A 24598-nucleotide genomic window follows, 5' to 3' on the forward strand; every position below is an offset into this window, starting at 1 on the left:
GCCGCGCTGCGAAGTATGGGAGCGACAACAAGAGGGACCCCCCCCCCCCCCCCCCACCCCCCCCACCCCCCCCCCCCCCCCCTCTCCCCCCCCCCCCCCCCCGGACCCGTTTCAGCCGGCTCTCAGCCCCGGCTCTCAGCCCGCGGTCAGGAGCCCCACTCGCGCATCCGCAGCGGAGCGCCGGACGCCCCGTCCTCGGGGGTACGGACCGCCAGCACCTGGTTGACGCCGATGCGGTTGCGCTCGAAGGAGAGCGCGGAGGCCGCCATGTACAGCCGCCAGACCCGGGCCCGGCCGGGCGTGGTCAGCCGGACCGCGTCCTTCCAGTTGTGCTCCAGGTTGGCCACCCACTGACGCAGCGTCAGCGCGTAGTGCTCGCGCAGCGCCTCCACGTCGCGCACCTCGAACCCGGCCTCCTCCAACTGGCCGACGGTCCGGCCGACCGGGGCCAGTTCGCCGTCCGGGAAGACGTAGCGGTCGATGAACTCGTCGACCTGGTAGTTCTCCTCGTCGAGCAGCGGGCGGCGGGCGATCTGGTGGTTCAGCAGCCGGCCGCCGGGCTTGAGGAGCGCGTAGAGGTCGGCCGCGTACTCGGCGTAGAGCGCCGAACCGACGTGCTCGGCCATGCCGATCGAGGAGATCGCGTCGTAGGGGCCGTCGTGGATCTGCCGGTAGTCCTGCACCCGGATCTCCACGCGGTCCGTCAGCCCGGCCTCGGCGATGCGCTTGCGCCCGTACGCGGCCTGCTCCTCGGAGAGCGTGATCCCCACCGCGCGCACGCCGTACTCGCGCGCCGCGTGCAGCACCATCGAGCCCCAGCCGCAGCCCACGTCGAGCAGGAGCTGGTCGGAGGCGAGGCCGAGCTTGCGGCAGACGAGGTCGAGCTTGTCGCGCTGCGCCTCCTCCAGGGTGGCCTCCGGGGAGTCCCAGTAGGCGCAGGAGTAGACCATGGAGGAGCCCAGCACCAGCTCGTAGAAGTCGTTGCCGACGTCGTAGTGGTGGCTGATGGCCTGCTTGTCCCGGCGCAGGGTGTGCAGCGGCCCGTGGCTCTTACGGGCCTCCTCGCGCGGCGGCGCCGGCGGCAGCCCGGCTCCGGCGAGCGCGAGGAACTCGCGGCCTGCGGCGCGCATCTGGGGGTCGCGCAGGGTGGCGAAGGCGGCGGCCAGCGCGGGCTGGCGCTTCCCGGTGGTGCCGCGCTCCCAGACGAGGCCGGCCAGCAGGTCGAGGGCTTCGTAGAGGTCGCCCTCCACATCGAGGTCGCCGGCCACCCAGCCGCGGGCGAGGCCGAGTTCGCCCGGCTTGTAGAGCAGTCGGCGCAGGGCTCTACGGTGCCGAATGACCAGCACGGGGGCGCCTGGCGGTCCGGCCTCGCTGTTGTCCCAGGCGCGGATACGGACCGGGAGCGGGCCTCCCAGCACCTCCTCCGCGAGCGCGGTGAGCCGTCCAGCGGCGTCGGCCATGTCGCACACCTCCGTGGTGGTGCATCAGAGACAAAGTACGTTCACTGACCACGTAAACACCGGCGGGGCCCCATCCCATCCCCGAAACGGGCCTGGAAACTGCAAAATAACCCGACACGCCGAAGGACGCCCACCCCACGGATTGGTGGACGTCCTTCGGTTTCGCTGTTTCGGCCGGATACGGACCGGGCTTCGCCAGGAGACCGCGGCTCGGAAGGCCGTAAAGCCCTGGCGTGCCGGAATGCCCCGGAAGGCCGTAGAGCCCGAGGCCGGAAGGCCGGAAGGCGGCACGTAAGGCCGGAAAGGCCCTACGGGCTACGGCGCGGTCAGCGCGGTAAGCGCAGTCAGGAAGCCTTCGCCTTCTCGCCCTTTTCAGCCTTCTCGGCCGTGTCGGTCTTCTCGGCCTTTTCAGCCGTGGCGGTCTTCTCCGCCGGAGCGGCGGCCTTCGGCGCGGGCTTGGCCGCCTCGTAGAACTCCTCGCGGGGGTGCTCCATGGCGCCGAGGGAGACGACCTCGCGCTTGAGGAACATGCCGAGGGTCCAGTCGGCGAAGACGCGGATCTTGCGGTTGAACGTCGGCATCGCCATGCCGTGGTACGCGCGGTGCATGTACCAGGCGATACGGCCCTTGAGCTTGATCTTCGTCTTGCCCAGGACGATCATCGCGACGCCCTTGTGCAGGCCGAGACCGGCGACCGCACCCTTGTTGGCGTGGCTGTACTCCTTCTGCGGGAAGCCCCGCATACCGGAGACGACGTTGTCGCCGAGGACCTTGGCCTGGCGCAGCGCGTGCTGGGCGTTCGGCGGGCACCAGGCGTTCTCGTTGCCGGCCTTGCGGCCGACGAGGTCCGGGACCTGGGCGTTGTCGCCGGCGGCCCAGATGTAGTCGGTGCCCTGCACCTGGAGGGTGGCGCCGGTGTCGACGTGGCCGCGCGGGCCGAGCGGCAGGCCGAAGCGGGACAGGACCGGGTTGGGCTTGACGCCCGCGGTCCACACGATGGTGTTGGCGTCGACCTCAAGGTCGTTGTTGAGCACGACGTGGCCGTCGACGCAGGAGTTCATGCCGGTCTTGAGATAGATCTCGACGCCGCGGCTCTCCAGGTGCTCCTTGCCCCAGCCGCCCAGCTTCGGGCCGACCTCGGGCAGGATCTTGTCGGCCACGTCGACCAGCAGGAAGCGCATGTCCTCGCGCTTCACGTTGGGGTAGTACTTGGCGGCGTCGCGCGCCATGTCCTCGACCTCGCCGACGGTCTCCGCGCCCGCGAAGCCACCGCCGATGAAGACGAAGGTCAGCGCCTTGCGGCGGATCTCCTCGTCGGTCGTGGAGTCCGCCTTGTCGAGCTGCTCCAGGACGTGGTTGCGCAGGCCGATGGCCTCCTCGACGCCCTTCATGCCGATGCCGTTCTCGGCCAGGCCGGGGATCGGGAAGGTGCGGGAGACGGCGCCCATCGCGATGACCAGGTAGTCGAAGGGCAGCTCGTACGCCTCGCCGACGAGCGGCGCGACGGTGGCGACCTTCCGGTCCTGGTCGATCGTGGTCACGCGGCCGGTGAGGACCTCCGCCTTGGGGAGCACGCGTCGCAGCGGCACCACCACATGGCGGGGAGAGATGCTGCCGGCTGCAGCTTCAGGGAGGAAGGGCTGGTACGTCATGTACGAGCGCGGGTCGACGACCGTGACGGTCGCCTCGCCGTACCGCATCTTCTTGAGGATGCGGCGTGCCGCGTACATGCCTACGTACCCACCGCCTACAACGAGGATCCTGGGACGCTCCGTGGTGCTCATGATTCGAGTATCCAGCACCCACCTGACGGGGGTTCGTGAGCCCCTTCACAAGCATGACCCCCCTATCTGCTACACTCCGCCGCCACCGTGACCGACGCCATAGTGCGATCAGGGAACCACCGCACGGCGGAGCGCGTTGTTCACCCCCACTGAACTGGCATTGTGGTCCGATCCGCGAATAGACCACTGCCGGATTTCACACGGACCACACACACAGGGAAACCGCCCGTAACACGCACAACAGGGGCCCCCGGTCCGCGGAACCAGGCCATAGGGCCCAGAACCACGGCCGACAGGCCCCTTTTCCTTGTGAAGAAGTTCACGAACTTTGTCGCGGCGGGCGCCCGTGAGGCCCCTGAGACGCCCGGGAACCACGCTCACCGGGCGCTCCGCGGCCCCCGGCGGAGCCGCCGACGGGAGGGGGCCCGGCTGCGGCCCGGAGCCGCCGACCGGGGCCCTCGCGGGTCAGGCTCCGCCGGCCGACGGACCGGGGCCCTGGCGGGTCAGGCTCCGTCGGCCGAGGCTGCCGAGGCGGCCAGCGCGAAGGCGATGCCGTCCAGGATGTCGTGCTCGCTGACCACGACCTCGGCGGCCCCGGTCCGCTCCATGACCGACTGCAGCACGATCGCGCCGGCCCCGATGACGTCCACCCGGCCGGGGTGCAGCACGGGGATCGCGGCCCGCTCGTCGTGGGTGGCGGCCAGCAGCGCGCCGGTGACCTCCTTGACCCGCTCGTAGGAGATCCGCGAGTGGTGGATCGCGGCGGAGTCGTACCGCTCCAGGCCGAGTTCGATGGCGGCGACCGTCGTCACGGACCCGGCGAGGCCCACGAGGGTGCGCGGCTCGCGCAGCGGAACGCTCTCCTCCGCGAGGTCGAGGGCGGCGTCGACGTCAGCGCGTATCGCGGCGATCTCATCGGCGCCGGGCGGGTCCTGGCGCACGTGCCGCTCGGACATCCGTACGCAGCCGATGTCCACGGATCGGGCGGCGCGGACCCCCTCGCCGCCGACCACGAACTCCGTCGAGCCGCCGCCGATGTCGACGACCAGATACTCGCCGCCCTCGCCGGCCAGCTCCTTCGTCGCGCCGGTGAAGGAGAACTCCGCCTCCTGGTCCCCGGAGATCACCTCGGGCTCGACGCCCAGGATGTCCAGGACGCCCTGGACGAACTCGTCGCGGTTCTCGGCGTCCCGCGACGCCGACGTGGCCACGAAGCGGACGTGCCGCGCGCCGTGCTCCTCGATGACCGCGGCGTACTCGCGGCACGCGGCGAACGTCCGCTCCAGCGCCTCGGGCGCCAGCCTGCCCGTACGGTCCACGCCCTGGCCGAGGCGGACGATGGTCATCCGGCGGTCCAGGTCGACCAGCTCCCCGGTGGCCGGGTCGACGTCCGCGACCAGCAGCCGGATGGAGTTCGTACCGCAGTCGACGGCGGCGACGCGCTTCACTCGGCGCCTCCTTCGGCGGAGGGCGGGGTGGCTCCTGGGGCCCGTACGCCGTCCTCGCACGGCGTCTCCCCCTGGCGCGTCTCCCCCTGGCACGGCGCGACGCACGGGCCCTTGCGCCACCACTCCGGCAGCATCGCGATGGCCTCGTCGCCGAGCGGGTTGACGCCCGGGCCCGCCGCCAGCGAGTGGCCGACGAGCACGTGCAGGCACTTCACCCGGTCCGGCATGCCGCCCGCGCTCGGAAAGCCTTCGAGCACCTCGATGGCGTCGCGGCGGGCGATGTAGTCCTCGTGGGCGGCGCGGTACGCGGCGGCCAGCTCCGGGTCGCTGCCCAGCCGGGCCGTCATCGTCTTCATCACGCCGTCCGCCTCCAGCGTCCCGATCGCGGAGGCCGCGCGGGGGCAGGTGAGGTAGTAGAGCGTCGGGAACGGCGTGCCGTCCTCCAGGCGCGGCGCGGTCTCGACCACGTCGGGGTTGCCGCAGGGGCAGCGGTGCGCGATGGAGCGCAGGCCGCGCGGGGGGCGGCCCAGCTGCTCCTTGAACGCGGCGATGTCCGCGTCCGTCGGGGTCGTGGGCTCGGTCTTCGGAGGAGGGGTGTCCATGGGCTCGCTCGTACTCGGTCTTCTCGTGTTCTTCTCGGTCGGGTGGGCCGGATCGTACGGGGTCCGGGCGCCGGGCCGCTCGTACGGGGCCGGTTGTACGGGCCGGGGCTGTACGGGCCGGGTCGTACGGGACGGGGTCGTCGGGGCCGGGCCGTGTCGGGCGGGGCGGGTCGCGGGAGGGCCGGGCGGGGCCCACCGGACCTGGGCGGGAGCCGGGCCAGCGGTCCGGACAGCGGCGGCCCGGGCAGCGGCGGCCCGGGCAGCGGCGGCCCGGGTCAGTCCTGCCCGTCGGCCTTGTCCACCCCGTCCCAGAGGTTGCTGGACCAGGAGCGGCCGGCGCCGCCCTGGTCCTTGGGCCGCTTGGCGTCACCGCCGCCGTCCACCACGCTGTAGCCGGTCTCCCCCGGCCGCACGTAGTGCAGGTGCTCGCGCGCCTGCTGCTCGATGTACGCCGGGTCCTTCAGCCGCGCCTTCTCCTCGCGGAGCCGCTTGACCGCTTCGCGCGCCTCCCGCGACTGCCGCTGCTGATCGCCGATGTCCGAGCGCTGGGTGATGAACTGCCGCATCGGGTAGGCGAGGGCGACGACCAGCGAGCAGACGACGAGCGCGAGCAGCGCCGCCCGGCCGGTGAGGCGGTTGCGGCGCACGGGCCGGGTCCGGTACACGCGGGCGGCGGCCTGCTCGCCGAGCGCCTTGAGCCTGGTCGCCGTGGAGAACCGATCCGCCGGCACAGCCGCCTCCCCTGTCTCGTCGCCCGTGCGACCCACGTACGGACACGTCCCCGGCAACGGTACGGGACCGGTGCCGGGGACGCTTCGCTTGGAGCCTGTGTCATGCCCCGGGTCGGATCAGCGTGCGCGCCGGGCGCCACGCGCCCGGCCAGGGAGACGACACAGGCTCTTACGCGCTCAGCCGTGTTCCATGAGCCCGGGTCCGTTCTATGGGCCCGGGTTCCATTGGCCCGGGCCCATGAGCTCATGGGCGGGTGTGTCAGCCCTTGAAGCGCGGGAACGCGGAGCGGCCGGCGTAGACCGCCGCGTCGTCGAGGATCTCCTCGATGCGCAGCAGCTGGTTGTACTTGGCGACGCGCTCGGAGCGGGCCGGGGCACCGGTCTTGATCTGGCCGCAGTTGGTGGCGACGGCCAGGTCGGCGATGGTGACGTCCTCGGTCTCGCCGGAGCGGTGGGACATCATGCACTTGAAGCCGTTGCGCTGGGCCAGCTCGACGGCGTCGAGGGTCTCGGTCAGCGAACCGATCTGGTTGACCTTGACCAGCAGGGCGTTGGCGGCGCCCTCCTCGATGCCGCGGCCGAGGCGCTCCGGGTTGGTGACGAACAGGTCGTCGCCGACGATCTGGACCTTCTCGCCCAGCTTGTCGGTGAGGACCTTCCAGCCCGCCCAGTCGTCCTCGTACAGCGGGTCCTCGATGGAGACCAGCGGGTACGAGGCGACGAGCTCCTCGTAGTACTCCGTCATCTGCGCGGCGGAGCGGTCCTGGCCCTCGAAGGCGTAGACGCCGTCCTTGTAGAACTCGGAGGCGGCGACGTCGAGCGCGAGCGCGATGTCCTGGCCGGGCGCGTAACCGGCCTGCTTGATGGCCTCCACGATGAGGTCGAGCGCCTCGCGGTTCGAGCCCAGGTTCGGGGCGAAGCCGCCCTCGTCGCCGAGGCCGGTGGACAGGCCGCGCTCCTTCAGCACGCCCTTGAGCGTGTGGTAGACCTCCGCGCCCCAGCGCAGCGCCTCGGAGAAGGACTCCGCGCCGATCGGCGCGATCATGAACTCCTGGATGTCCACGTTGGAGTCGGCGTGCGAGCCGCCGTTGAGGATGTTCATCATCGGGACCGGCAGCAGGTGCGCGTTCGGGCCGCCGAGGTAGCGGAAGAGCGGCAGGTCGGACGCCTCGGAGGCGGCGTGCGCGACGGCGAGGGAGACGCCGAGGATGGCGTTGGCGCCGAGCGAGGACTTGTCGGCGGTGGCGTCCAGGTCGAACATCGCCTGGTCGATCAGGCGCTGCTCGGTGGCGTCGTAGCCGACGAGCTCCGGGCCGATCTGCTCGATGACGGCGAGGACGGCCTTCTCGACGCCCTTGCCCTGGTAACGGTTGCGGTCGCCGTCACGCAGCTCCAGCGCCTCGAAGGCACCGGTGGAGGCGCCGGACGGCACGGCGGCACGGCCCGTGGAGCCGTCGTCGAGGCCGACCTCGACCTCGACCGTGGGGTTGCCTCGCGAGTCGAGGATCTCGCGAGCTACGACGACGTCGATGGACGGCACGAATGTCTCCTTCATGGGGTGACTGGTTTCTGCACCCCGAGCCTAACGGGCCGGGGGGCATCCGCCCGCGCGCAGCCCTGTCTCCGAACGGAAAAATGGGCTAAAGAGCCAGATCAGAGGATGAATGGTGATGATGTTCGCCGGACGGGGAACGGGGGCGGGCACTGGACGCGGCGGGGGTGGGGGGGTGCGGGGAAGCGCGCCGGGAGTCCTCGCCCGAGAACGGCGGGCCCTCACCCGAGGTGGCTTGAGGCGGTCCGAGAGGGCTGAGGTGGCCTGAGGATGCCCAAGGTGACCCGAGAGGGCCTGAGAGGTGGCCCCGCGGCAGGGGCGGGCCGGTGCGCCCCTCGCGGGGGCGGTGGGGCCCGGTAGCGCCCCCGCCCCGGTTACCCGCCCCGGATATGCGAGTGCCCCGCTACGGCGCAATCGGGGGGATGGCGCGCCGGAGCGGGGCGGTCTCTCATGAGCGGAGAGACTGGGACGGCGGTGAAGCCGTCCCGGGGAGACGGATCAGCCCAGGTGGAGCTGCTGACCCGGGTAGATCAGGTTGGCGTCGGAGACGATGCCCTTGTTCAGGTTGTACAGCTTCTCCCAGCCGCCCTTGACGCCGTGCTCCTTGGCGATCTTGCCGAGGGTGTCGCCGGACTTGACCTTGTACTCGCCGTCGCCCTTCTGGATGGACTTCGGGGCGGCGGGCTGCGGGGCGGCGGGCTTCGGCGCGGCCTGCTTGGGGGCCTGCTGCTTCGGAGCCTGCTGCTTCGGCGCGGCCTGCTTCGGGGCCTGCTGCTTCGGCGCGGCCTGGCGCTCGCTGCGGTCCGCGTGCTGCGTGCTGCGGCTGCTGGAGCCGGTGTCGACGCCGGCGGAGGGACCACCGGAGGTCAGGTTGCCGGCGCCGGCGCAGGACCAGGCGCCCGGGCCCTGCATGGCGAGCAGCTTCTCGGCGGTGGCGATCTGCTGGCCCTTGGTGGCCAGGTCGGCGCGCGGGGCGTACTGGGTGCCACCCGCGGCGGCCCAGCTGGAGTTACTGAACTGCAGGCCGCCGTAGTAGCTGTTGCCGGTGTTGATCGACCAGTTACCACCGGACTCGCACTGCGCGACCTGGTCCCAGGTGTGGACGGAGGCGGCGGAGGCGGAGGTGGCGCCCATCAGCGGGACGGCGACCGCGGCACCGGCGACACCGGCGAGCGTGGCGACACGGACGGCCTTGGACGGACGGCGGTGCTTGCCCTTGGAGATAAGCATGTTGGTTTCCTCACCGACGCCTACGAGGTGAGCTGTCGGGTTCGGGCTGTGAGCTGCCCGGCCTCGCGTGCCGGAGCACACGGGGCTTCACCCCTAGCCGTCCCGGTCCCCGTCGGTGTCGACGGGCCGTTCCGGCGGCCTACCTGGTTCCCCCGCTCCTGCCTACGGCGCTTGCGCGACGATTCCCCCGACCGCCGGCAGGATTCGGCGTGGCGATCGTGGTGCTCACGGTGGCGAGCGGTGACGACGTTAAACACACTGCCCAGGAGGGTTCAAACCCCCCCTCCTGGCGGCAGTTGCCTCTACTTACCCACAGAAACATCGCATTTCCGCAGGTGAGAGACGGTAGGGAAAGATCGGGCAGACGAGAAACGCGTGACTGTCAACGAGACCCATGTCTCACTTTCCCCCGGAACGGACATACCGCCCGTGCCGTCGCTCTCATTTTCCGAGGTCAAGCTTCTGACCAGGGAAAATAAGATCTGGATCGCTTCCCACGGTGCCGTGGTTGCGTTCGTAGAGGGCATTCCACCCGCCGGAGACGGAGTGCTTCTCCGCGATCACCGAGAGACTGTCTCCCGACTGCACCGTGTAGTCGCGGAGGGCCTGTTGGGACGTACGGGACGACTCCCCGCCGCGCGACGCGTGCCGCCCGCCGCCGCTCCGCCCGGTGTCGTCGTGCGCGGAGCTCGCGCCTTCGTCCCCCTTGCTTCCGCTCTGCCCCCCATCGGAGCCGCCGCGGTGCCGGCCCTCGCTGGGCGTCGGCGTCCCCGTCGTGGAGGGCGTGGGGTCGGTGGAGGGCTCAGGGGCCTTGGAAGGGGTGCTGGAGGGCTCCTGAGAGGGCTTCCCGCCGGGCTCGGGGATCTCGGTCGGGCCGGAGCCGTCCGAGTCCGCCGCGCCGGAGCCCTTCTCGCCGGGTGTGGCGCTCGGGTCGGTCTTGCCCGGGTCGGCCTTGCCCGAGCCCTTGCCGTCGTCCGAGTCCTTGCCGTCGTCCGAGGGTCTCTTGGACGGCTCGGAGGTAGAGGTATGGGACGGCGCGGGCGAGTGGGAACTGGGCTCCGAGGAGGACGGCGCCTGACCGCTGCCCGGGTCCACGCCCGGCGACGCGCCGCCGCGCGTAAGGCCGGAGCTGACCGCGCACCCCGACCACGGCTTGGTGCCCTGGTCCTCCAGGATCTTCTGGGCCACGGCTATCTGCTGGGCCCGGCTGGCCAGGTCGGGGCTCGGCGCGTACGTCGTGCCCCCGTACAGATTCCACGTCGACTGCGACAGCTGGAGCCCGCCGTAGAAGTCGTTCCCGGCGTTGGCGCTCCATGTCCCGCCGCTCTCGCACTGGGCGACGCGGTCCCAGGTCGCGGCGTCCGCGGCGTTCGCGCCGGTGGCCGCGAGCAGCGGCATGGCGATTCCGGCGCCCGTCACCCCCGCTGCTACGACGATGGCGGGGACCTGACGGGGGCGACGGTGTCGACCGTTCCCGGTACGCATGCGGTTGCCTCTCGTGTGGCAGCTGAGTTGTCGGTTGAAGATAGCGACGCACCCAAGGAGTCACAAGCCGATGTAGCCGAGGTCACGCGGAGGTCACGCCGATTGACGCTTCGTCACTTCTGGTGGGGCGTGAACTCCACGGGCAGCGTGCGCAGTCCGCGCATGATGAGTCCGCCGCGCCATCGCAACTCCTCCGGGTCCGCCGCGAGGCGCAGGTCGGGCAGGCGGCGCAGCAGGGTCGCGAGGGCCGCCCGGCCCTCCAGCCTGGCGAGCGGCGCGCCCACGCAGTAGTGGACGCCGTGCCCGTATCCGAGGTGCTGATTGTCACTGCGCGAGAGATCGAGGGTGTCCGGGTCGGCGAACCGCTCCGGGTCACGGTCCGCGGCAGCCAGTACGACGAGTACCGGTTCGCCCGTGGCGATCCGCTGCCCGCCCAGGGTCATGGGCTCGGTGGCGAACCGCCAGGTCGCCAGCTCCACCGGGCCGTCGTAGCGCAGCAGTTCCTCGACACCGGTGGCGAGCAGGCTCTCGTCACCCGCCTCCAGGGCCCGCTGGAGCCGCTCGCGCTGACCGGGGTTGCGCAGCAGCGCGTACGTACCGTTGCCGATGAGGTTGACGGTGGTCTCGAACCCGGCGAAGAGCAGGATGAACGCCATCGCGGCGGCCTCGTTCTCGCTGAGGTGCTCACCGTGGTCGGAGGCCCGGATCAGGCCCGAGATCAGGTCGTCGCCGAGATCCGAACGCTTACGGTGGATCAGCTCCGCCAGATACGTACGCATCTTCTTGACGGAACGGGCCACCCCGCCGCGCGGCCCGCCGCCGTGCCGGATCATCATGCCCACCCAGTCGCGGAAGTCGTCCTGGTCCTCGCGGGGCACGCCCAGCAGGTCGCAGATCGCGTAGATGGGGAGCGGAAAGGCGAACTCGTGGATGAGGTCCGCCGTCCCCTTCTCGCAGAAGCCGTCGATGAGGTGGTCCGTCAGCTCCTGCACGCGGGGCGCGAACTCCGCGACCCGGCGCGGCGTGAACGCCTTCGAGACCAGGCGCCGCAGCCGCGTGTGGTCCGGCGGGTCGATGTTCAGCAGATGCGTCATCAGGTTGGCGCTGCGTTCGCCCGGGATGCCGATCTTGCCCTTGCCGTGCGCGGCCTCGGAGTGGTGCACGGGGTTCTTCGACAGCCGCCCGTCGGCGAGCGCCTGGCGGGCGTCCGCGTAACGGGTGACGAGCCAGGCTTCGACCCCGCTGGGCAGCTCGGTACGGCGCACGGGCGCGTGCTCGCGCAGCCAGGCGTACGCGGGGTAGGGGTCAGCGGCGAATTCCCAGCTGAAGAGGGCGGGAACGGGGGCGTCGGCGGTCTCGTCGTGCACCCCACGACGCTATAGGAGCCCACGGCCGGACGGACGAGGGGCAGCCCGGACGCCCGGACGGACGGCTGGTAGGGGCGACCGCTGCGCACGGCTGTTGCGCATGGCTGTTGCGCATGGCCGTCGTGTACGGCCGCTACGCGTGGCCTTCGCTTAGGGGCTGTCACGTACGGCCGCCGCGCACGGCCGTCACCACGTACGGCTGTCGCGCACGGCCGTTACATATGGCCGTCACGTACGACCGTCAGGTGTGGCTGTCACGTATGGCCGCCGCCCCCGCTGCCGAAGCCGCCGCTGCCCCCTTCGTTCCACTTGCGCGGCTTCTGATCCGGGTCGCTGTGACTGTCCGGATCCGTCAGCTCGTGCGGCAGATAGCGGTGCCCGTCCTGAGCCAGCTCGTCGGTGGCGCGGCCCTCCTTGACGTAGCCGAGCGCATCGCGCTCCCCGTCGTGGCCCGGGCCGTGATCAGCGGGGATGGGGCCGCTCTGCTCCTCCGGGGTCTGCCACGAACCGGAGCGCTCCTGGGGCTCCTGCGGCGGAGCGGGCTCACGCTCGCGACGCTTGCGCCCGTAAGCGACGGCCCCGATCAACAGGGCCACGACGACGATGCCGACGGCCAGCGGTGCGATGCCTCCGCGCAGACCATTGTCGGCGGCGAGAAGAAAGAGCTCTGTGTGCATGGCACTGGGGTACCCCTCGATCGCCCGGACATGTCGCCCCCTAGGCCGAACGGGTGTACGGGCACGTGGCTGGAGGGGCGACAGAGCAGCTGGTGGTCGAGGGCACCGCCGCACGGCCGAGGGGCTGATGGGTGGCGGCCCGCCGCACGGGCGTGGAGGACGGACAGCGTAGGGGCGGGGGGGGCCGGGCAGGTCGGCCTACGGGCGGGGCTGCCCATGCCCCACGAGAGTGCGCGGCCGAGGGGGGGTACCGGTAAAGCGGCCCGGCAGGGCGGAGCAAGGCGGGGCAGGGCAGGCCCGCTGCGTAGTCCGCGGGTAGGGCTGGCCCCGCGCTCGGTCCCTGGAGGCATGCTCAGTCGACGGGGAGGCGGAGACGGACGCAGTCGGCGGAAACGGGCTAGTCGGCGGAGACGGACGTGGTCGGTGGGGACGGGCTAGTCGGTGGGGGCGGGCTAGTCGGTGGGGGCGGGCTCCGTGGCGCGGATCGCGTCGCGGTAGGTACGGGCGGCCGCGCGCAACGCCGTCTCCGGTTCCGTCCCTTCCCCCTCGGCCCGTACGGCGAGCGCCAGCAGCTCGTACCCGACGCCGGGGCCGGCCGGCACCTCGACATCGAGCCCAGCGCTGCGGGCCCGGGAGGCGAGCTTGGCGACGAGCGCGAGGGCGGGCTGGCCGAGCGGTACGCCCTCGGTGACGGAGTCGCGCTGCTTTTCGATCGCCTTCGTCCGCGTCCAGTGCGCCTTGACGTCTTCGGGGCTCTCGGCGGTCTCCGCGCCGAAGACGTGCGGGTGCCGGTGGATGAGCTTGTCGACGATGGTGCCCGCGACATCGTCGATGGCGAACGGCTCGTCCGGGTCGTCCTGGGCGATACGCGCGTGGAAGACGACCTGGAGCAGCACATCGCCCAGTTCCTCGCGAACCGCTTCCCTGTCTCCTTCCTCGATTGCTTCGAGCAGTTCGTATGTCTCCTCCACCGCGTACTTCGCGAGGTCCTCGTGCGTGCGGACCCCGCTCCAGGGGCAGGCTCGGCGGATCCGGTCCATGACCTGCACCAGGTCGAGCAGGCGCGCGCCCGGCAGGTCGTACGAGCCGGGCAGGAGCTCCAGCGCGGGCATCCGCTCCCGGCCGGAGCCCGCGAGCCGGGCGAGCCCGGCGGTGAGCGCCGACTCGCCCTCGGCGGAGGTGATGACCACGGCGGTACGTCCACCGTCCAGGCAGTAGCCGACCAGCTCGTGGGCGTCCGCCGCCGCCTGCTCGGCCTCGACGCCGGCCTCCCGCAGATACGGCAGCTGCGGGTGGCCGGGGTCGGCGCACAGCACCCGGTCGGCGGCGCGCAGCACCTGCCAGGCGGGCCAGGACAGCAGACCGGGTGCGACCCGGTGGCTGGTGGTCAGCAGGACGATTCGGCCGGGGTCGGCCGCACCGTCCGCGGGCCCGGCGCCGCCCTGCGGGGCGGCGGTGCGGTGTGGTGCCGCGGCGTCATGGCGGCTGGGGCTGTCGGGCGCGGAAGCGTTCACGCCGTCGAGCGTAGGCGACCGCTCACATCCGCTGCTCGGGCGCCGGCGTGGCCGCGCGCAGCCATGGCTCCTTGGCTGCCTGTGCGGTGCCGCGCTTGGCATCCCAGCTGCCGTAGCGCGGGTTGACGTCGACGCCGATCGACTTGGACGTCATCATCAACACCTGGTTAGTGCGGGCTGCCCCGAGCTGCTGGTCCAGCTTGGCGCGGGTGTAGTCCATCGTGATGGCCTGGTCGATCTGGTCGGGCGCGACGCCCAGCGACAGGAACCTGGCCCGCACCGTCTGCGCACCGCCGTTGGCCTTCTCCAATGCGGCGCGCTGCCGCTGCACCTCGCGGCGGGTGACGCTGACGCCGTTGTCGTGGGCGGCCTTGTCCACGATCCGGTACTGAATGAGGCGGACGAGGGTGTCCTGGCCCAGCCTGGGGCTGGCCGCGACGAGCTGCTCGGCCTGCGGCGAGCCGCGCTGCGCGTCCCGTACGTCCTTCACCTGGGCCTGGAGCTGGGACACGCTGATCCGATCCTTGCCCACGACGGCGGCCGCGCCGGGGTGCGGGGTGGAGCCGCATGCGGTGAGCATGGGGGCCGCGATCAGCAGTGCGGCGGCGGAGACGGAGAGCGCAGTCCTGCGGCGGTGCATGGAGCCTCCCGGCGAAGATCGTTGACAACAAAGGCCGTGCGAAGCCCCTCCTGGAGGGGGTGGCGGTCGGATGACGATCGGATGACAGGTGGGATATCGGGCTGGCGTTGATCGATGTTAGGGAGTCCGCGTGGTCCAGGCCACCGCTTCGACCAACGATTCGGGGCTGGTTGGGATACCAACGGAGTTGCGGCGCTGTGGTGACGGTGTGGCAGGGGGAACAGCCTTCCGGCTATGGGCCGTTCCGGACTGGTTGATCCCCCTTCCGGGCTTCTGCGCCGACGCCTCCCTCTCTCCCCTACTCAGCCCCTGCCCAACCCTTGCTCAGCCCCCGCCCCTCGGCCCCAACTTGACCGTCGCCTCCCCGAGCGGCCCCGGCCGTCGGTGCCCCCGGTCACTCGGGACGTGCCGTGCCGTCCGTCAGCCCGTCGTACAGCCCCTGTACGAGTTGCTCGCCGAGCCGCCCGGCGAGCCTCAGCGACTCCTCGAACGAGGCGAGGGCGCGGAAGCGGCGGCCGTAGCGCCGCTGGTCGGAGAGGGGTATGCGCGGCAGTTGGAGACGGCGGACGTCGAGCCGGGCGGCGGTGGACGCATAGCTGCTGGCCTGGCGTTGGTTGGCGGTGCCGCGCAGGAACCCGGCGAGGAACCACGGGTCGAGGGTGGCCGGGTCGGGCCGCAGGAGGTGCAGCCCGCGGCCGAGCGCCGCCCCGGCGCTCGCCGCGTCGATGACACGGGCCACGGTGAAGTCACCGAGCACGGGCACCACCACATCCCCCTCCTCGATGCGGATGGGCTCCTCAGCCGTGCCTTCGGGAAGCGTGCCGGACGGCTCGGAGCCGACTATCACGTCCCGGTCGGTCAGGACGGGGGGCACCCCGGTCGGATCGGCGCTCGCGCCGCTCCCCCCCGCGCGCAGCGCCAGGGCGCCGGCGCGGGCCAGTTCGCCGACGGTGGTGGTGGACCAACGCCCGGGGACGGCGGCTTCGACGGAGGTGAGGGGGGTCGCGGGGTCGGGGGCGAGCCCGGCGGTGCGCCGCAGCGCGGTGGTGAGCCGGGCGTGCACCTCGGCCAGCTCGGCGGCTCCGCCCGCCGCCGAGGGCGGGGGCAGGTGGCGGGCGGGCGCTAGGTCGACGTCGTCGTCGAGGACGTCGATGACGGGCAGGGAGCGGCAGACGCCGGGCTTCTCCTCGGTGGCACCGTGCCGGTCGAAGTCCTCCCAGGCGTCGAGCACCGCGGTTCGCACGGCCTGCCAAGGCAGTTGGTCGCGGTTGGTGGCGGCCAGGTCCGCGGTGTCGATGAGCAGGAGCTGCGGGGCGGGCAGAGGCTGGGCGGTGGGGCGGCGCAGCACCCATAGGTGCAGAGGGATGCCGTAGGGCGGCGCGGCTCCTGCGGGCAGGGCGATGACGGCGCGCAGCGCGCCATGGCGCAGGAGGTCTGCGCGGATGCGGCGTCCGGAGCGGCGGGAGGCGGCGGCCGGAGGCATCAGCAGGACGGCGGTGCCTCCGGTGCGCAGCCGGGCGAGCGCGTGCTGGACCCAGGCGAGCTCGGATTCGGTACGGGCTGGGTAGCCGTACTCCCAGCGGGGGTCGTACGCCAGCTCGTCGTGGCCCCAGTTCCGTTCGTTGAACGGCGGGTGGCAGAGCACGGCGTCCGCCTCCAACTCAGGGAACGCGTCGGCCCGCAGGCTGTCACCCACGCGCACTCGCACCTGGGCGGTGCTGTGCAGGGCCAGGCGCAGCGCGCCGAGCGCGGCGAGGTCGGGGTCGGTTTCCTGAGCGAAGACGGCCCGGGTGTGCAGGGGGCCTCCGGCGTCGGCGGCGCGCAGCAGGCTGCCGGTGCCTGACGCAGGGTCGAAGACAGTACGTACGCCGTCCTGGTCGAGGCCGGATTCGGCGAGAGCGGCCATCAGCTCGGCGGGGGCGGACGGGGTGAGGGTGTACTGCCGGGGGTTGGCGTCGAGGTGCCGGCCGAGCAGGAACTCGTACGTCGGCCGGGCACCGAGGCCGGTGGCGAGCTCGGCGGCCCCGCGCAGGAGAAGAGCGGACGCGGCTACCTCGACCGGGCTGGGAAGGGTGACCGGGTGCCGGTGGCCGAGCCGGGCGGTCAGGGCGGCGCCGAGGGCCGTGGGCAGCGCCTCGGCCAGCTCGGGGTCGGCGAGCCCGGCGAGCTCCGCCCAGTCCGCGGGCCGGTCGCGCACGAGCATGAGCACCGAACCCGCGTGGCGAAGGGCCGTGACGGCGCCGGCCGGGTGCCCGGCGATCTGCTGCCAGACCCGCTCGCTCAGCGGGATCTCACCGACTTTCCCCTGGCCGCGGAGCCACCGCTCGATGGCGCTGAGGGCAAAGGTCGGGCTCGTCTCCGTGCCTCCGACGGGCTTGGGGAAATCGTCGTGGCGGCGGCGCCAGTTGCTGACGGCGGCGCGTCCCACACCGGCGAGCCGGGCGATCCCGGCCGCCGTCACCTCTGCTGTGTTGTCGGGCATGCGCTCCCGTCCTCTCGCACCCGTGGATTGCCTGCACTGTCGAATCTGTTGTGACGCCGAGCATACCCACCAAACCCGCGAAACCCGCTTCACGTCCGTGAACTCACTCGAACCAGTGAATAAGGTTGACTCGGTTCACAGACTTTGCTGTCATTGTCGCATCAGCTCACACGGCAGACACCGCACGCGACGAAGGGGAGAGCAGAAGAGGGGAAAGGGTTGAAGCCGAGCCTCGGCCGCCCGTCGACGCGAGGGTCGATGTGAGAGGAGGGGCCGGGACCGCAGCTCGTCCCACGAAAGCCGGCGAATGACGAGGCGACAGGGCCCGAACCTCATCCGCGAGGGCCAGCGCGAGAAGGGAAGAGAGGAACGCGACCACACCTCGTCCACGAGGACGACGCATGAGGAGAGAGGCCGGAGGAGAGAGGCCCGAACCACGTTCGCGAAGGACACCGCGGAAAGAGGGGAACGCGACCGCGCCTCGTTCGCGAAGGCCGGGCCGCAACCATCGGCGGTCTGCCCGCCATCACTCTCAGCAGAGAGGACCGTCGCGTAGCCGCGATCCGTCTACGAACACCGTCCGACCCGCCCCCGATCCCTTCGCGTATCTTTTCGACATCCCGGATCGACCCTCCATATCGATCGACACCCCGGACAAGGCCCACGAAAGCCCCGAGACAAGGACCGCCCATGGACACGGCCGCAGCAGTCGCAGCACCCGGCCGCAGTACGGCCGAGGCCGCGCCCGCCGACGGTTCGCGCGCCGCGGCCCTGCGCAACCCGCGCCTGGACCCGTACTGGCTCGCAGCCGCGCTCTTCATCGCCTTCGCGGCGCTCTCCATCTGCCGCTACCGGCGCTTGCTGACCATGTCGTGGGATCTCGGGATCTTCGAACAGGCCATACGGGCCTACGCCCACTTCCAGGCACCGGTCGCCGATCTCAAGGGGCCCGGCACCAACATCCTCGGCGACCACTTCAGCCCCATCACCGCGCTGCTCGGGCCCTTCTACCGGATCTTCCCCACGCCGGTGACGCTGCTCGTCGCGCAGGCCGCGCTGTTCGCGGTGTCCGCCATACCCGTGGCACGCGTCGCCGCCCACTTGCTGGGGCGCAGGCGGGGGCTCGCCATCGGCCTGGCATACGGGCTCTCCTGGGGCGTCCAGCGCGCCGTCGAATTCGACTTCCACGAGATCGCCTTCGCCATGCCCCTGATCGCCTTCTCCCTGGAAGCGGTCCTGAGGCACCGGTGGCAGACCGCCCTCTGGTGGGCGCTCCCCCTCGTCCTGGTCAAGGAGGACCTCGGGCTGACCGTCGCGGCCATCGGCGCCGTCATGCTGGTGCGGCTCCGCGGCAAGGGCCGGCCGCGGATGACAGCGCTGGCCGCCGGGCTCGTCGCCTTCGGGCTCGCCGCGGCCGTCATCATCTTCGGCGTGATCATCCCGGGGTTCAACAACAGCGGCTCGTACGACTACTGGAACAAGCTCAACGGCGACGGCGGGCCGGCGCCCACCATTCCCCTCGACACCGCTGTCCGCACCCTGCTGTGGATACTGCTGCCCACCACGGGGCTGCTCGCGCTGCGCTCCCCACTGCTGATCGCAGCCCTGCCCACGCTGGCCTGGCGGTTCGTCTCCCACGACGACCACTACTGGGGCGTCGACTGGCACTACAGCGCGGTGCTCATGCCCGTCGTCTTCATCGCCCTCGTCGACGCCCTCGCCGGGGTGGGCGCGAGCCGTCGCGCGTGGCTGCGTTCGTACGCCCAGCACATACCCGCGGCCGTGGCCGCCGCGGCGCTCGCGCTCACCACGTCGCTCCCCCTGGCCGACCTCACCGAGGCCGACGCCTACCGCAAGTCGTCGGCGGTCGCCGCCGTCGACCGGCTGCTGGACCGCATTCCCGACAACGCCACCGTCGAGGCCAACGTCGGCCCGATAAGCAGGCTCACGGACCGCTGCCGGGTGTTCTGGATAGGAGGGACCGGCGGGATACAGCCCGACTATGTGGCGCTGCGCAACGACGATGCCAAGGCCCCCGCGGAGCTGCTCGACGAGATCCAGGGGATGCACCCGGGCACCACGTACACGTACCTCGGCGGCGACGGCGGGTACGCCGTCCTGCGGCGGGCCTCACCCACCCCGGCGCCCGCCGCCGCCAACGCTGCCGCCACCGCCAAAGCCACCGCCGCCAACGCCGCCGCCACTTCGCCCTGAAGTTACTTCGCCTTGAAGCGGGCGGGGGCCTCGGTGGGGGTCCCGCCACTGGGGAGCTTGGCGGACGGGCAGGTCGTCAGGACCTTCTTCATCGCGTCCCGTTCGGTGCCGGTCACCCACAGGCCGTACTTCTTCTTCACGGCGACCTGGTGGGCGACGTAGTCGCAGCGGTACGCCTTGTTGGAGGGCAGCCAGGCCGCCGTATCGCCGTCGCCCTTCTGGCGGTTGGCGGAGGCGTCGGCGGCTATCAGGTTCAGCGGGTCGTTCGCGAGTGCTATGCGCTTGCTCGGCGACCACTTCTGGGCGCCCTTCTGCCAGGCGTCGGACAGCGCCACCGCGTGGTCTATGTCGACCTTGCTGCGGCCCCGCTCGTAGCGGACGGTCTTGCCGGTGTACGGGTCCTTGGTCAGCGTTCCGGAGGCGACCTTGCATCGGCCGTCGGTGAACTTCACGTTCGTCAGGTCGCGCTTGAGTATGTCGTCTCGGGTGTCGCAGTGGTTCCCGTCGGTGTCGAGCCAGGCGCGGCCGAACCGGTCCCGGGCGTAACCGTTCATGCCGGCCCCCGCCTTGACCTTCAGTGAGGAGACGGCGGACAGGGCGCTGCCCTGTTTTCCGGCGGACTTGTCTTCGGTGCTGCTGCCGCCGCTGTCCGGCGAACACCCGGTGACGGTCAGCAGGGCGGCACCGGCGAGCGCGGTGCCGGCGAGCGCGAGGCGGCGGGGGCGGAGGCGGGCAGGCAGCGGAAAACTCTTCACGTCAGGGAACATCCACTCTGGGATCGGCGGCTGAAAGCGGGGCGCACCCCGCGCCCCGCAAGATCCTAAAGCGGACAGACCGCCGCCCTTGGCGACAGAGCGGGGACAGGCACCCTCACCTTCCAAGGTTGCCCGGCGCCTGCACCTACGAACCCACCCCTACGAACCCGCCTCTACGAACCCACGGCTGCGAGCCCACCCCCAAGAACCGCGACCACACCCCCCGACCACGACCCGACCGCCACAAACCGACCGACACGAACCGACTGCCACGAACCGACCACGACGCGCCGACCGCGACGCGCCCGCCGCTATGAACCCACGACGGTGGTCAGGAACTCACCCGTCCATGCCAGCAGTTCGCGTCCCAGCAGCGGCTTGCCGCCGATCCGGGCCGTCGTCGGGCGCGGCACGAGGAGCTGGCGGGTGGCCGGCTTCATGACCGTGCGCGGGTGGAGCCGCTTGAGGCGCAGTTCCTGCGACTCCCGCAATTCCACCGGACCGAAGCGGATGTTGGAGCCCTGGAGCGTGATGTCCGAGACACCGCAGGCCCGCGCGAGCATCCGCAGCCCCGCGACGAGCAGCAGGTTCTCGACCGGTTCCGGCAGCTTGCCGTAACGGTCGGTCAGCTCCTCGCGGACGGCCTTGATGTCCTCCTCGCTGCTCGCCGCGGCGATGGACCGGTACGCCTGGAGGCGCAGCTGCTCGCCCGGCGCGTAGTCGTGCGGCACGTGCGCGTCGACCGGCAGCTCGATCTTCACCTCCGGCGGCGCCTCCTCCTGCTCCTCCCCGTCCAGCGAGGCGCGGTAGTCCGCGACGGCCTCGCCGACCATGCGCATGTACAGGTCGAAGCCGACGCCCGCGATATGCCCGGACTGCTCGCCGCCCAGCAGGTTGCCCGCGCCCCGGATCTCCAGGTCCTTCATGGCGACGTACATGCCCGCGCCCATCTCGGTGTGCTGGGCGATGGTGGCGAGCCGTTCGTGCGCCGTCTCGGTGAGCGGCTTCTCCGGCGGGTACAGGAAGTAGGCGTAGCCGCGCTCGCGGCCGCGCCCGACCCGGCCGCGCAACTGGTGCAGCTGCGAGAGGCCGAAGTTGTCGCCGCGCTCCACGATGAGGGTGTTGGCGTTGGAGATGTCGATGCCCGATTCCACGATGGTCGTCGAGACCAGGACGTCGAACTTCTTCTCCCAGAAGTCGACCACGACCTGTTCCAGCTGCGACTCGCCCATCTGCCCGTGCGCCGTCTGGATGCGCGCCTCCGGCACGATCTCCCGCAGCCGCGCGGCGGCCCGGTCGATGGACTCGACCCGGTTGTGGATGTAGAAGACCTGGCCCTCGCGGAGCAGTTCACGGCGGATGGCCGCGCCGATCTGCTTCTGCTCGTACGGGCCGACGAAGGTCAGCACCGGGTGGCGCTCCTCCGGCGGCGTGGTGATCGTCGACATCTCGCGGATGCCGGTGACCGCCATCTCCAGCGTCCGGGGAATGGGGGTCGCCGACATGGTCAGCACGTCCACGTTGGCGCGGAGCTTCTTCAGCTGCTCCTTGTGCTCGACGCCGAACCGCTGCTCCTCGTCGACGATGACCAGGCCCAGGTCCTTGAACTTCGTCTCGGAGGAGAACAGCCGGTGCGTGCCGATGACCAGGTCGACGGTGCCGTCCCGGAGCCCCTCCAGCACCGCTTTCGCCTCGCTGTCCGTCTGGAAGCGGGACAGCGCCCGGACGTTGACGGGGAACTGCCCGTAGCGCTCGGTGAACGTACCGAAGTGCTGCTGCACCAGCAGCGTCGTGGGCACCAGCACGGCGACCTGCTTGCCGTCCTGCACGGCCTTGAAGGCCGCCCGCACCGCGATCTCGGTCTTGCCGTACCCGACGTCGCCGCAGACCAGCCGGTCCATCGGGACCGACTTCTCCATGTCTTCCTTGACCTCGGCGATCGTCGTGAGCTGGTCGGGCGTCTCCACGTACGGGAAGGCGTCCTCCAGTTCGCGCTGCCAGGGCGTGTCCGGGCCGAAGGTGTAGCCGGGGGCGGCCATCCGCGCCGAGTAGAGGCGGATCAGGTCGGCGGCGATCTCCTTGACGGCCTTCTTCGCGCGCGCCTTGGTCTTGGTCCAGTCGGCGCCGCCGAGCCGGTGCAGGGTGGGGGCCTCGCCGCCCACGTACTTGGTGATCTGCTCCAGCTGGTCCGTCGGCACGAAGAGCCGGTCGCCGGGCTGGCCGCGCTTCGCGGGCGCGTACTCGACCAGCAGGTATTCGCGGGTGGCGCCCTGCACGGTGCGCTGCACCATCTCCACATAGCGGCCCACGCCGTGCTGCTCGTGGACGATGAAGTCGCCGGGCCGGAGGGTGAGCGGGTCGATGGTCTTGCGGCGGCGGGCCGGCATCCGGCCCAGTTCCTTGGAGGCGGCGCGCTGCCCCGACAGGTCCGTCTCGGTCAGCACCACCAGTTTCAGGCCGGGGTCCACGAAGCCGTGTTCGATGGAGCCGCACGCCACGTGCACCACGGACGGCGTGAGCTGTGCGAGCCCGCCCGTCTCGCTGTCGGGGGTGCTCAGCCGGGCCGGGATGCCCTCGCCGGCGAGCACCTCCACGGTACGGGCGGCGGGGCCGTGGCCCTCGGTGACGAAGACCGTGCGCCAGCCCTCGGCCAGCCAGCCCTTGGTGTCGGCGAGCGCGCGGGCGGTGTCGCCGCGGTAGACCTCGGGGGCGTGCATGCCCAGCCCCAGGGTGCCGTCGTCCAGTTCCTCGTCCGCGGCGAAGGGGCTGACCGTCCACCACATCATGCCCAGCTCGCGGGCGTGTTCCCGGACGTCGGCGATGCCCCACAGGGACGCCGCGCCCACGTCGATGGGGGCCGCGCCGCCGACGGCGGAGGCCGCCCAGGACGCCTGAAGGAACTCCTGCGAGGTGGCGACCAGGTCGGCGGCGCGGGTACGGACCCGCTCCGGGTCGCAGACCACCGTCATGCTCCCGGCCGGCAGCACGTCCAGCAGCAGCTCCATGTCGTCGACCAGGACCGGCGCCAGCGACTCCATGCCCTCGACGGCGATCCCCTCGGCGATCTTGCCGAGCAGTTCGCCGAGCTCCGGGTGGGCCTCGGCGAGGGTGGCGGCCCGCTGCCGCACGTCCTCGGTCAGCAGCAGCTCCCGGCACGGCGGGGCCCACAGCCCGTGCTCGGCGACCTCCAGGGACCGCTGGTCGGCGACCTTGAAGTAGCGGACCTCCTCGACCTCGTCGCCCCAGAACTCCAGCCGCAGCGGATGTTCCTCGGTCGGCGGGAACACATCGAGAATCCCGCCGCGCACGGCGAACTCGCCGCGCTTCTCGACCAGTTCCACCCGCGCGTACGCGGCAGCCGCCAGCCCGTCCACGATCTCTTCGAGATCAGCGCTCTGCCCGCTGCGCAGACTGACCGGCTCCAGCTCCCCGAGCCCCTTGACCTGCGGCTGAAGTACGGAACGTACGGGCGCGACCACGATGCTCACCGGGCCGGCCGCCGGGTCGTCCGGGCTCGGGTGGGCCAGCCTGCGCAGCACCGCCAGGCGGCGGCCGACCGTGTCGGAGCGCGGGGAGAGCCGTTCGTGCGGCAGGGTCTCCCACGACGGGTACTCCACCACCGCGTCCTGGCGGCCCGCCGGCATCAGCGAGCGAAGGGCCGAGGCGAGGTCCTCGGCCTCCCGGCCGGTGGCCGTGACGGCCAGCACGGTGCGGTGCGCACCGCCGTCCTTCCCGCTCTGGGCCAGCGCCGCGATGGTGAAGGGGCGCGCGGCGAGCGGACCGACCAGGTCGAGGTGGGGCCGGTTGCCGTCGGCTGCGGCCTTTACCGCTTCGGCGAGCGCCGGATCTTTGACGACTGCGTCGAGCAGGCCGTGCAGGCTCATGGAGGCTTCCGTCCCGGGGGGTGGACTCAAGGGGTGGACTCAATAGGGAGTGGACCGGCTGTCCACTCGGTGGGGAGTGGACGCGCGGGGTTTCGATGGGCAGTGGACGCGCGGGGATTCGATGGGGAGTGGACGCGCGGGGATTCGATGGGGAGTGGACGAGGTCCGGAATCAGGATCGGGGGTGATCAGGATCGGGGGTGGAATGGGGTGCGGTGGAGCGGGTCGAGTGGCGCGGACAACGCGAACCGCCCGACACGTCCAACGTGCCGGGGTTCTCCAGCCTACGACGGGGCACCGACACTCACACGCGGGACCGGTCCGGGCGCGCTCCCCCGTGATGCGCCCGGACCGGCCGTACCGGGGGTGGCAGGGGTGGCAGGCGTGGCGGGGCAGTCGTCCGCCCGGACCTGCGACCGGTCCGGGCGGACGCGCGCCCCCTCGGGTCGGGCCCGGTGCCCCCCGGCAGGCCCATCCCCCCGCAGGCCCGGCGTCCCCCCCCCAGGCCCAGCCCCCCACGGGCCCTATGTCCCCCAGGCCCGCCCCCCTCGGCCCCGCGCCCACAGGCCCGGTCCCCTCTCGGACCCGTGTCCCCCGTGGGCCCGCCCCCTCGGACCCGCCCCCCGCGGGCCCGCTCCTTCGGCCGGCCCGTATCCCCCCGGGCCCGCCTCCCCGGGGGGGGGGGGGAGGGGTCGGGGGGGGGGGGGGGGGGGGGTGGGGGGGGGGGGGGGGAGGGGGGGGGGGGGGGGGGGGGGGGGGGGGGGGGGGGGGCGT

General features: G+C 71.8%; 16 protein-coding genes and 1 riboswitch. Of the genes, 1 reads left to right on the top strand and 15 read right to left on the bottom strand.

Features of this window, described 5'->3' with window-relative positions; translation table 11 throughout:
- Nucleotides 1-146: 146 nt before the first annotated feature.
- The 13 genes from AC07AB_RS22070 to AC07AB_RS22130 all read right to left on the bottom strand — a co-directional run bounded on the left by AC07AB_RS22070 (nucleotide 147) and on the right by AC07AB_RS22130 (nucleotide 16972).
- Complete coding sequence (locus AC07AB_RS22070; protein ID WP_478569465.1) at nucleotides 147-1460, bottom strand: class I SAM-dependent methyltransferase; 1314 nt, start codon at nucleotides 1458-1460, stop codon at nucleotides 147-149.
- Nucleotides 1461-1804: 344 nt separating this feature from the next.
- Nucleotides 1805-3244, bottom strand: a complete 1440-nt coding sequence (locus tag AC07AB_RS22075; protein ID WP_478569467.1) for an NAD(P)/FAD-dependent oxidoreductase — start codon at nucleotides 3242-3244, stop codon at nucleotides 1805-1807.
- Between the two features lie 503 nt (nucleotides 3245-3747).
- Nucleotides 3748-4692 (bottom strand): Ppx/GppA phosphatase family protein, encoded by a 945-nt coding sequence (locus AC07AB_RS22080; protein WP_478569469.1) that lies wholly within the window; start codon nucleotides 4690-4692, stop codon nucleotides 3748-3750.
- A complete protein-coding gene (locus tag AC07AB_RS22085; RefSeq protein ID WP_478569471.1) occupies nucleotides 4689-5294 on the bottom strand; it encodes a DUF501 domain-containing protein in 606 nt (201 codons plus the stop codon). The genes AC07AB_RS22080 and AC07AB_RS22085 overlap by 4 nt, the downstream gene beginning before the upstream one ends.
- A gap of 275 nt (nucleotides 5295-5569) precedes the next feature.
- On the bottom strand, nucleotides 5570-6025 hold the full coding sequence (locus AC07AB_RS22090; RefSeq protein WP_478569473.1) for an FtsB family cell division protein: 456 nt from the start codon (nucleotides 6023-6025) through the stop codon (nucleotides 5570-5572).
- A 259-nt stretch (nucleotides 6026-6284) separates the two neighbouring features.
- Entirely contained in the window at nucleotides 6285-7565 is a 1281-nt protein-coding gene (gene eno / locus AC07AB_RS22095; RefSeq protein ID WP_478569475.1) for a phosphopyruvate hydratase, read from the bottom strand.
- A 510-nt stretch (nucleotides 7566-8075) separates the two neighbouring features.
- Entirely contained in the window at nucleotides 8076-8807 is a 732-nt protein-coding gene (locus AC07AB_RS22100; protein WP_478569477.1) for a transglycosylase family protein, read from the bottom strand.
- 2 nt (nucleotides 8808-8809) lie between these two features.
- A riboswitch (cyclic di-AMP (ydaO/yuaA leader) is annotated at nucleotides 8810-8954 on the bottom strand.
- Between the two features lie 294 nt (nucleotides 8955-9248).
- Nucleotides 9249-10226, bottom strand: a complete 978-nt coding sequence (locus AC07AB_RS22105; RefSeq protein ID WP_478569479.1) for a LysM peptidoglycan-binding domain-containing protein — start codon at nucleotides 10224-10226, stop codon at nucleotides 9249-9251.
- Between the two features lie 179 nt (nucleotides 10227-10405).
- Entirely contained in the window at nucleotides 10406-11659 is a 1254-nt protein-coding gene (locus tag AC07AB_RS22110; protein ID WP_478569481.1) for a cytochrome P450 family protein, read from the bottom strand.
- Between the two features lie 254 nt (nucleotides 11660-11913).
- Nucleotides 11914-12336 (bottom strand): DUF6479 family protein, encoded by a 423-nt coding sequence (locus tag AC07AB_RS22115; protein WP_478569483.1) that lies wholly within the window; start codon nucleotides 12334-12336, stop codon nucleotides 11914-11916.
- A 452-nt stretch (nucleotides 12337-12788) separates the two neighbouring features.
- Complete coding sequence (locus AC07AB_RS22120; protein WP_478569485.1) at nucleotides 12789-13850, bottom strand: nucleoside triphosphate pyrophosphohydrolase; 1062 nt, start codon at nucleotides 13848-13850, stop codon at nucleotides 12789-12791.
- A gap of 22 nt (nucleotides 13851-13872) precedes the next feature.
- Nucleotides 13873-14490, bottom strand: a complete 618-nt coding sequence (locus tag AC07AB_RS22125) for a SurA N-terminal domain-containing protein (RefSeq protein WP_478569487.1) — start codon at nucleotides 14488-14490, stop codon at nucleotides 13873-13875.
- A gap of 394 nt (nucleotides 14491-14884) precedes the next feature.
- The gene (locus AC07AB_RS22130) at nucleotides 14885-16972 is read right to left on the bottom strand and encodes an HsdM family class I SAM-dependent methyltransferase (protein ID WP_478569489.1); all 2088 of its coding nucleotides are present in this window, start codon (nucleotides 16970-16972) and stop codon (nucleotides 14885-14887) included.
- A gap of 690 nt (nucleotides 16973-17662) precedes the next feature.
- On the opposite strand from AC07AB_RS22130, the gene AC07AB_RS22135 reads away from it, so the two are divergent.
- Complete coding sequence (locus AC07AB_RS22135) at nucleotides 17663-19186, top strand: DUF2079 domain-containing protein (protein ID WP_478569491.1); 1524 nt, start codon at nucleotides 17663-17665, stop codon at nucleotides 19184-19186.
- A 2-nt stretch (nucleotides 19187-19188) separates the two neighbouring features.
- On the opposite strand, the gene AC07AB_RS22140 is transcribed toward AC07AB_RS22135, so the two are convergent.
- Both AC07AB_RS22140 and mfd read right to left on the bottom strand, forming a co-directional pair.
- Nucleotides 19189-19953: an HNH endonuclease family protein gene (locus AC07AB_RS22140; RefSeq protein ID WP_478569493.1), complete on the bottom strand. Its 765-nt coding sequence runs from the start codon at nucleotides 19951-19953 to the stop codon at nucleotides 19189-19191.
- A 299-nt stretch (nucleotides 19954-20252) separates the two neighbouring features.
- Nucleotides 20253-23825, bottom strand: a complete 3573-nt coding sequence (mfd, locus tag AC07AB_RS22145; protein ID WP_478569495.1) for a transcription-repair coupling factor — start codon at nucleotides 23823-23825, stop codon at nucleotides 20253-20255.
- Nucleotides 23826-24598 lie beyond the last annotated feature (773 nt).

Source organism: Streptomyces sp. NPDC044033, from assembly GCF_056434425.1.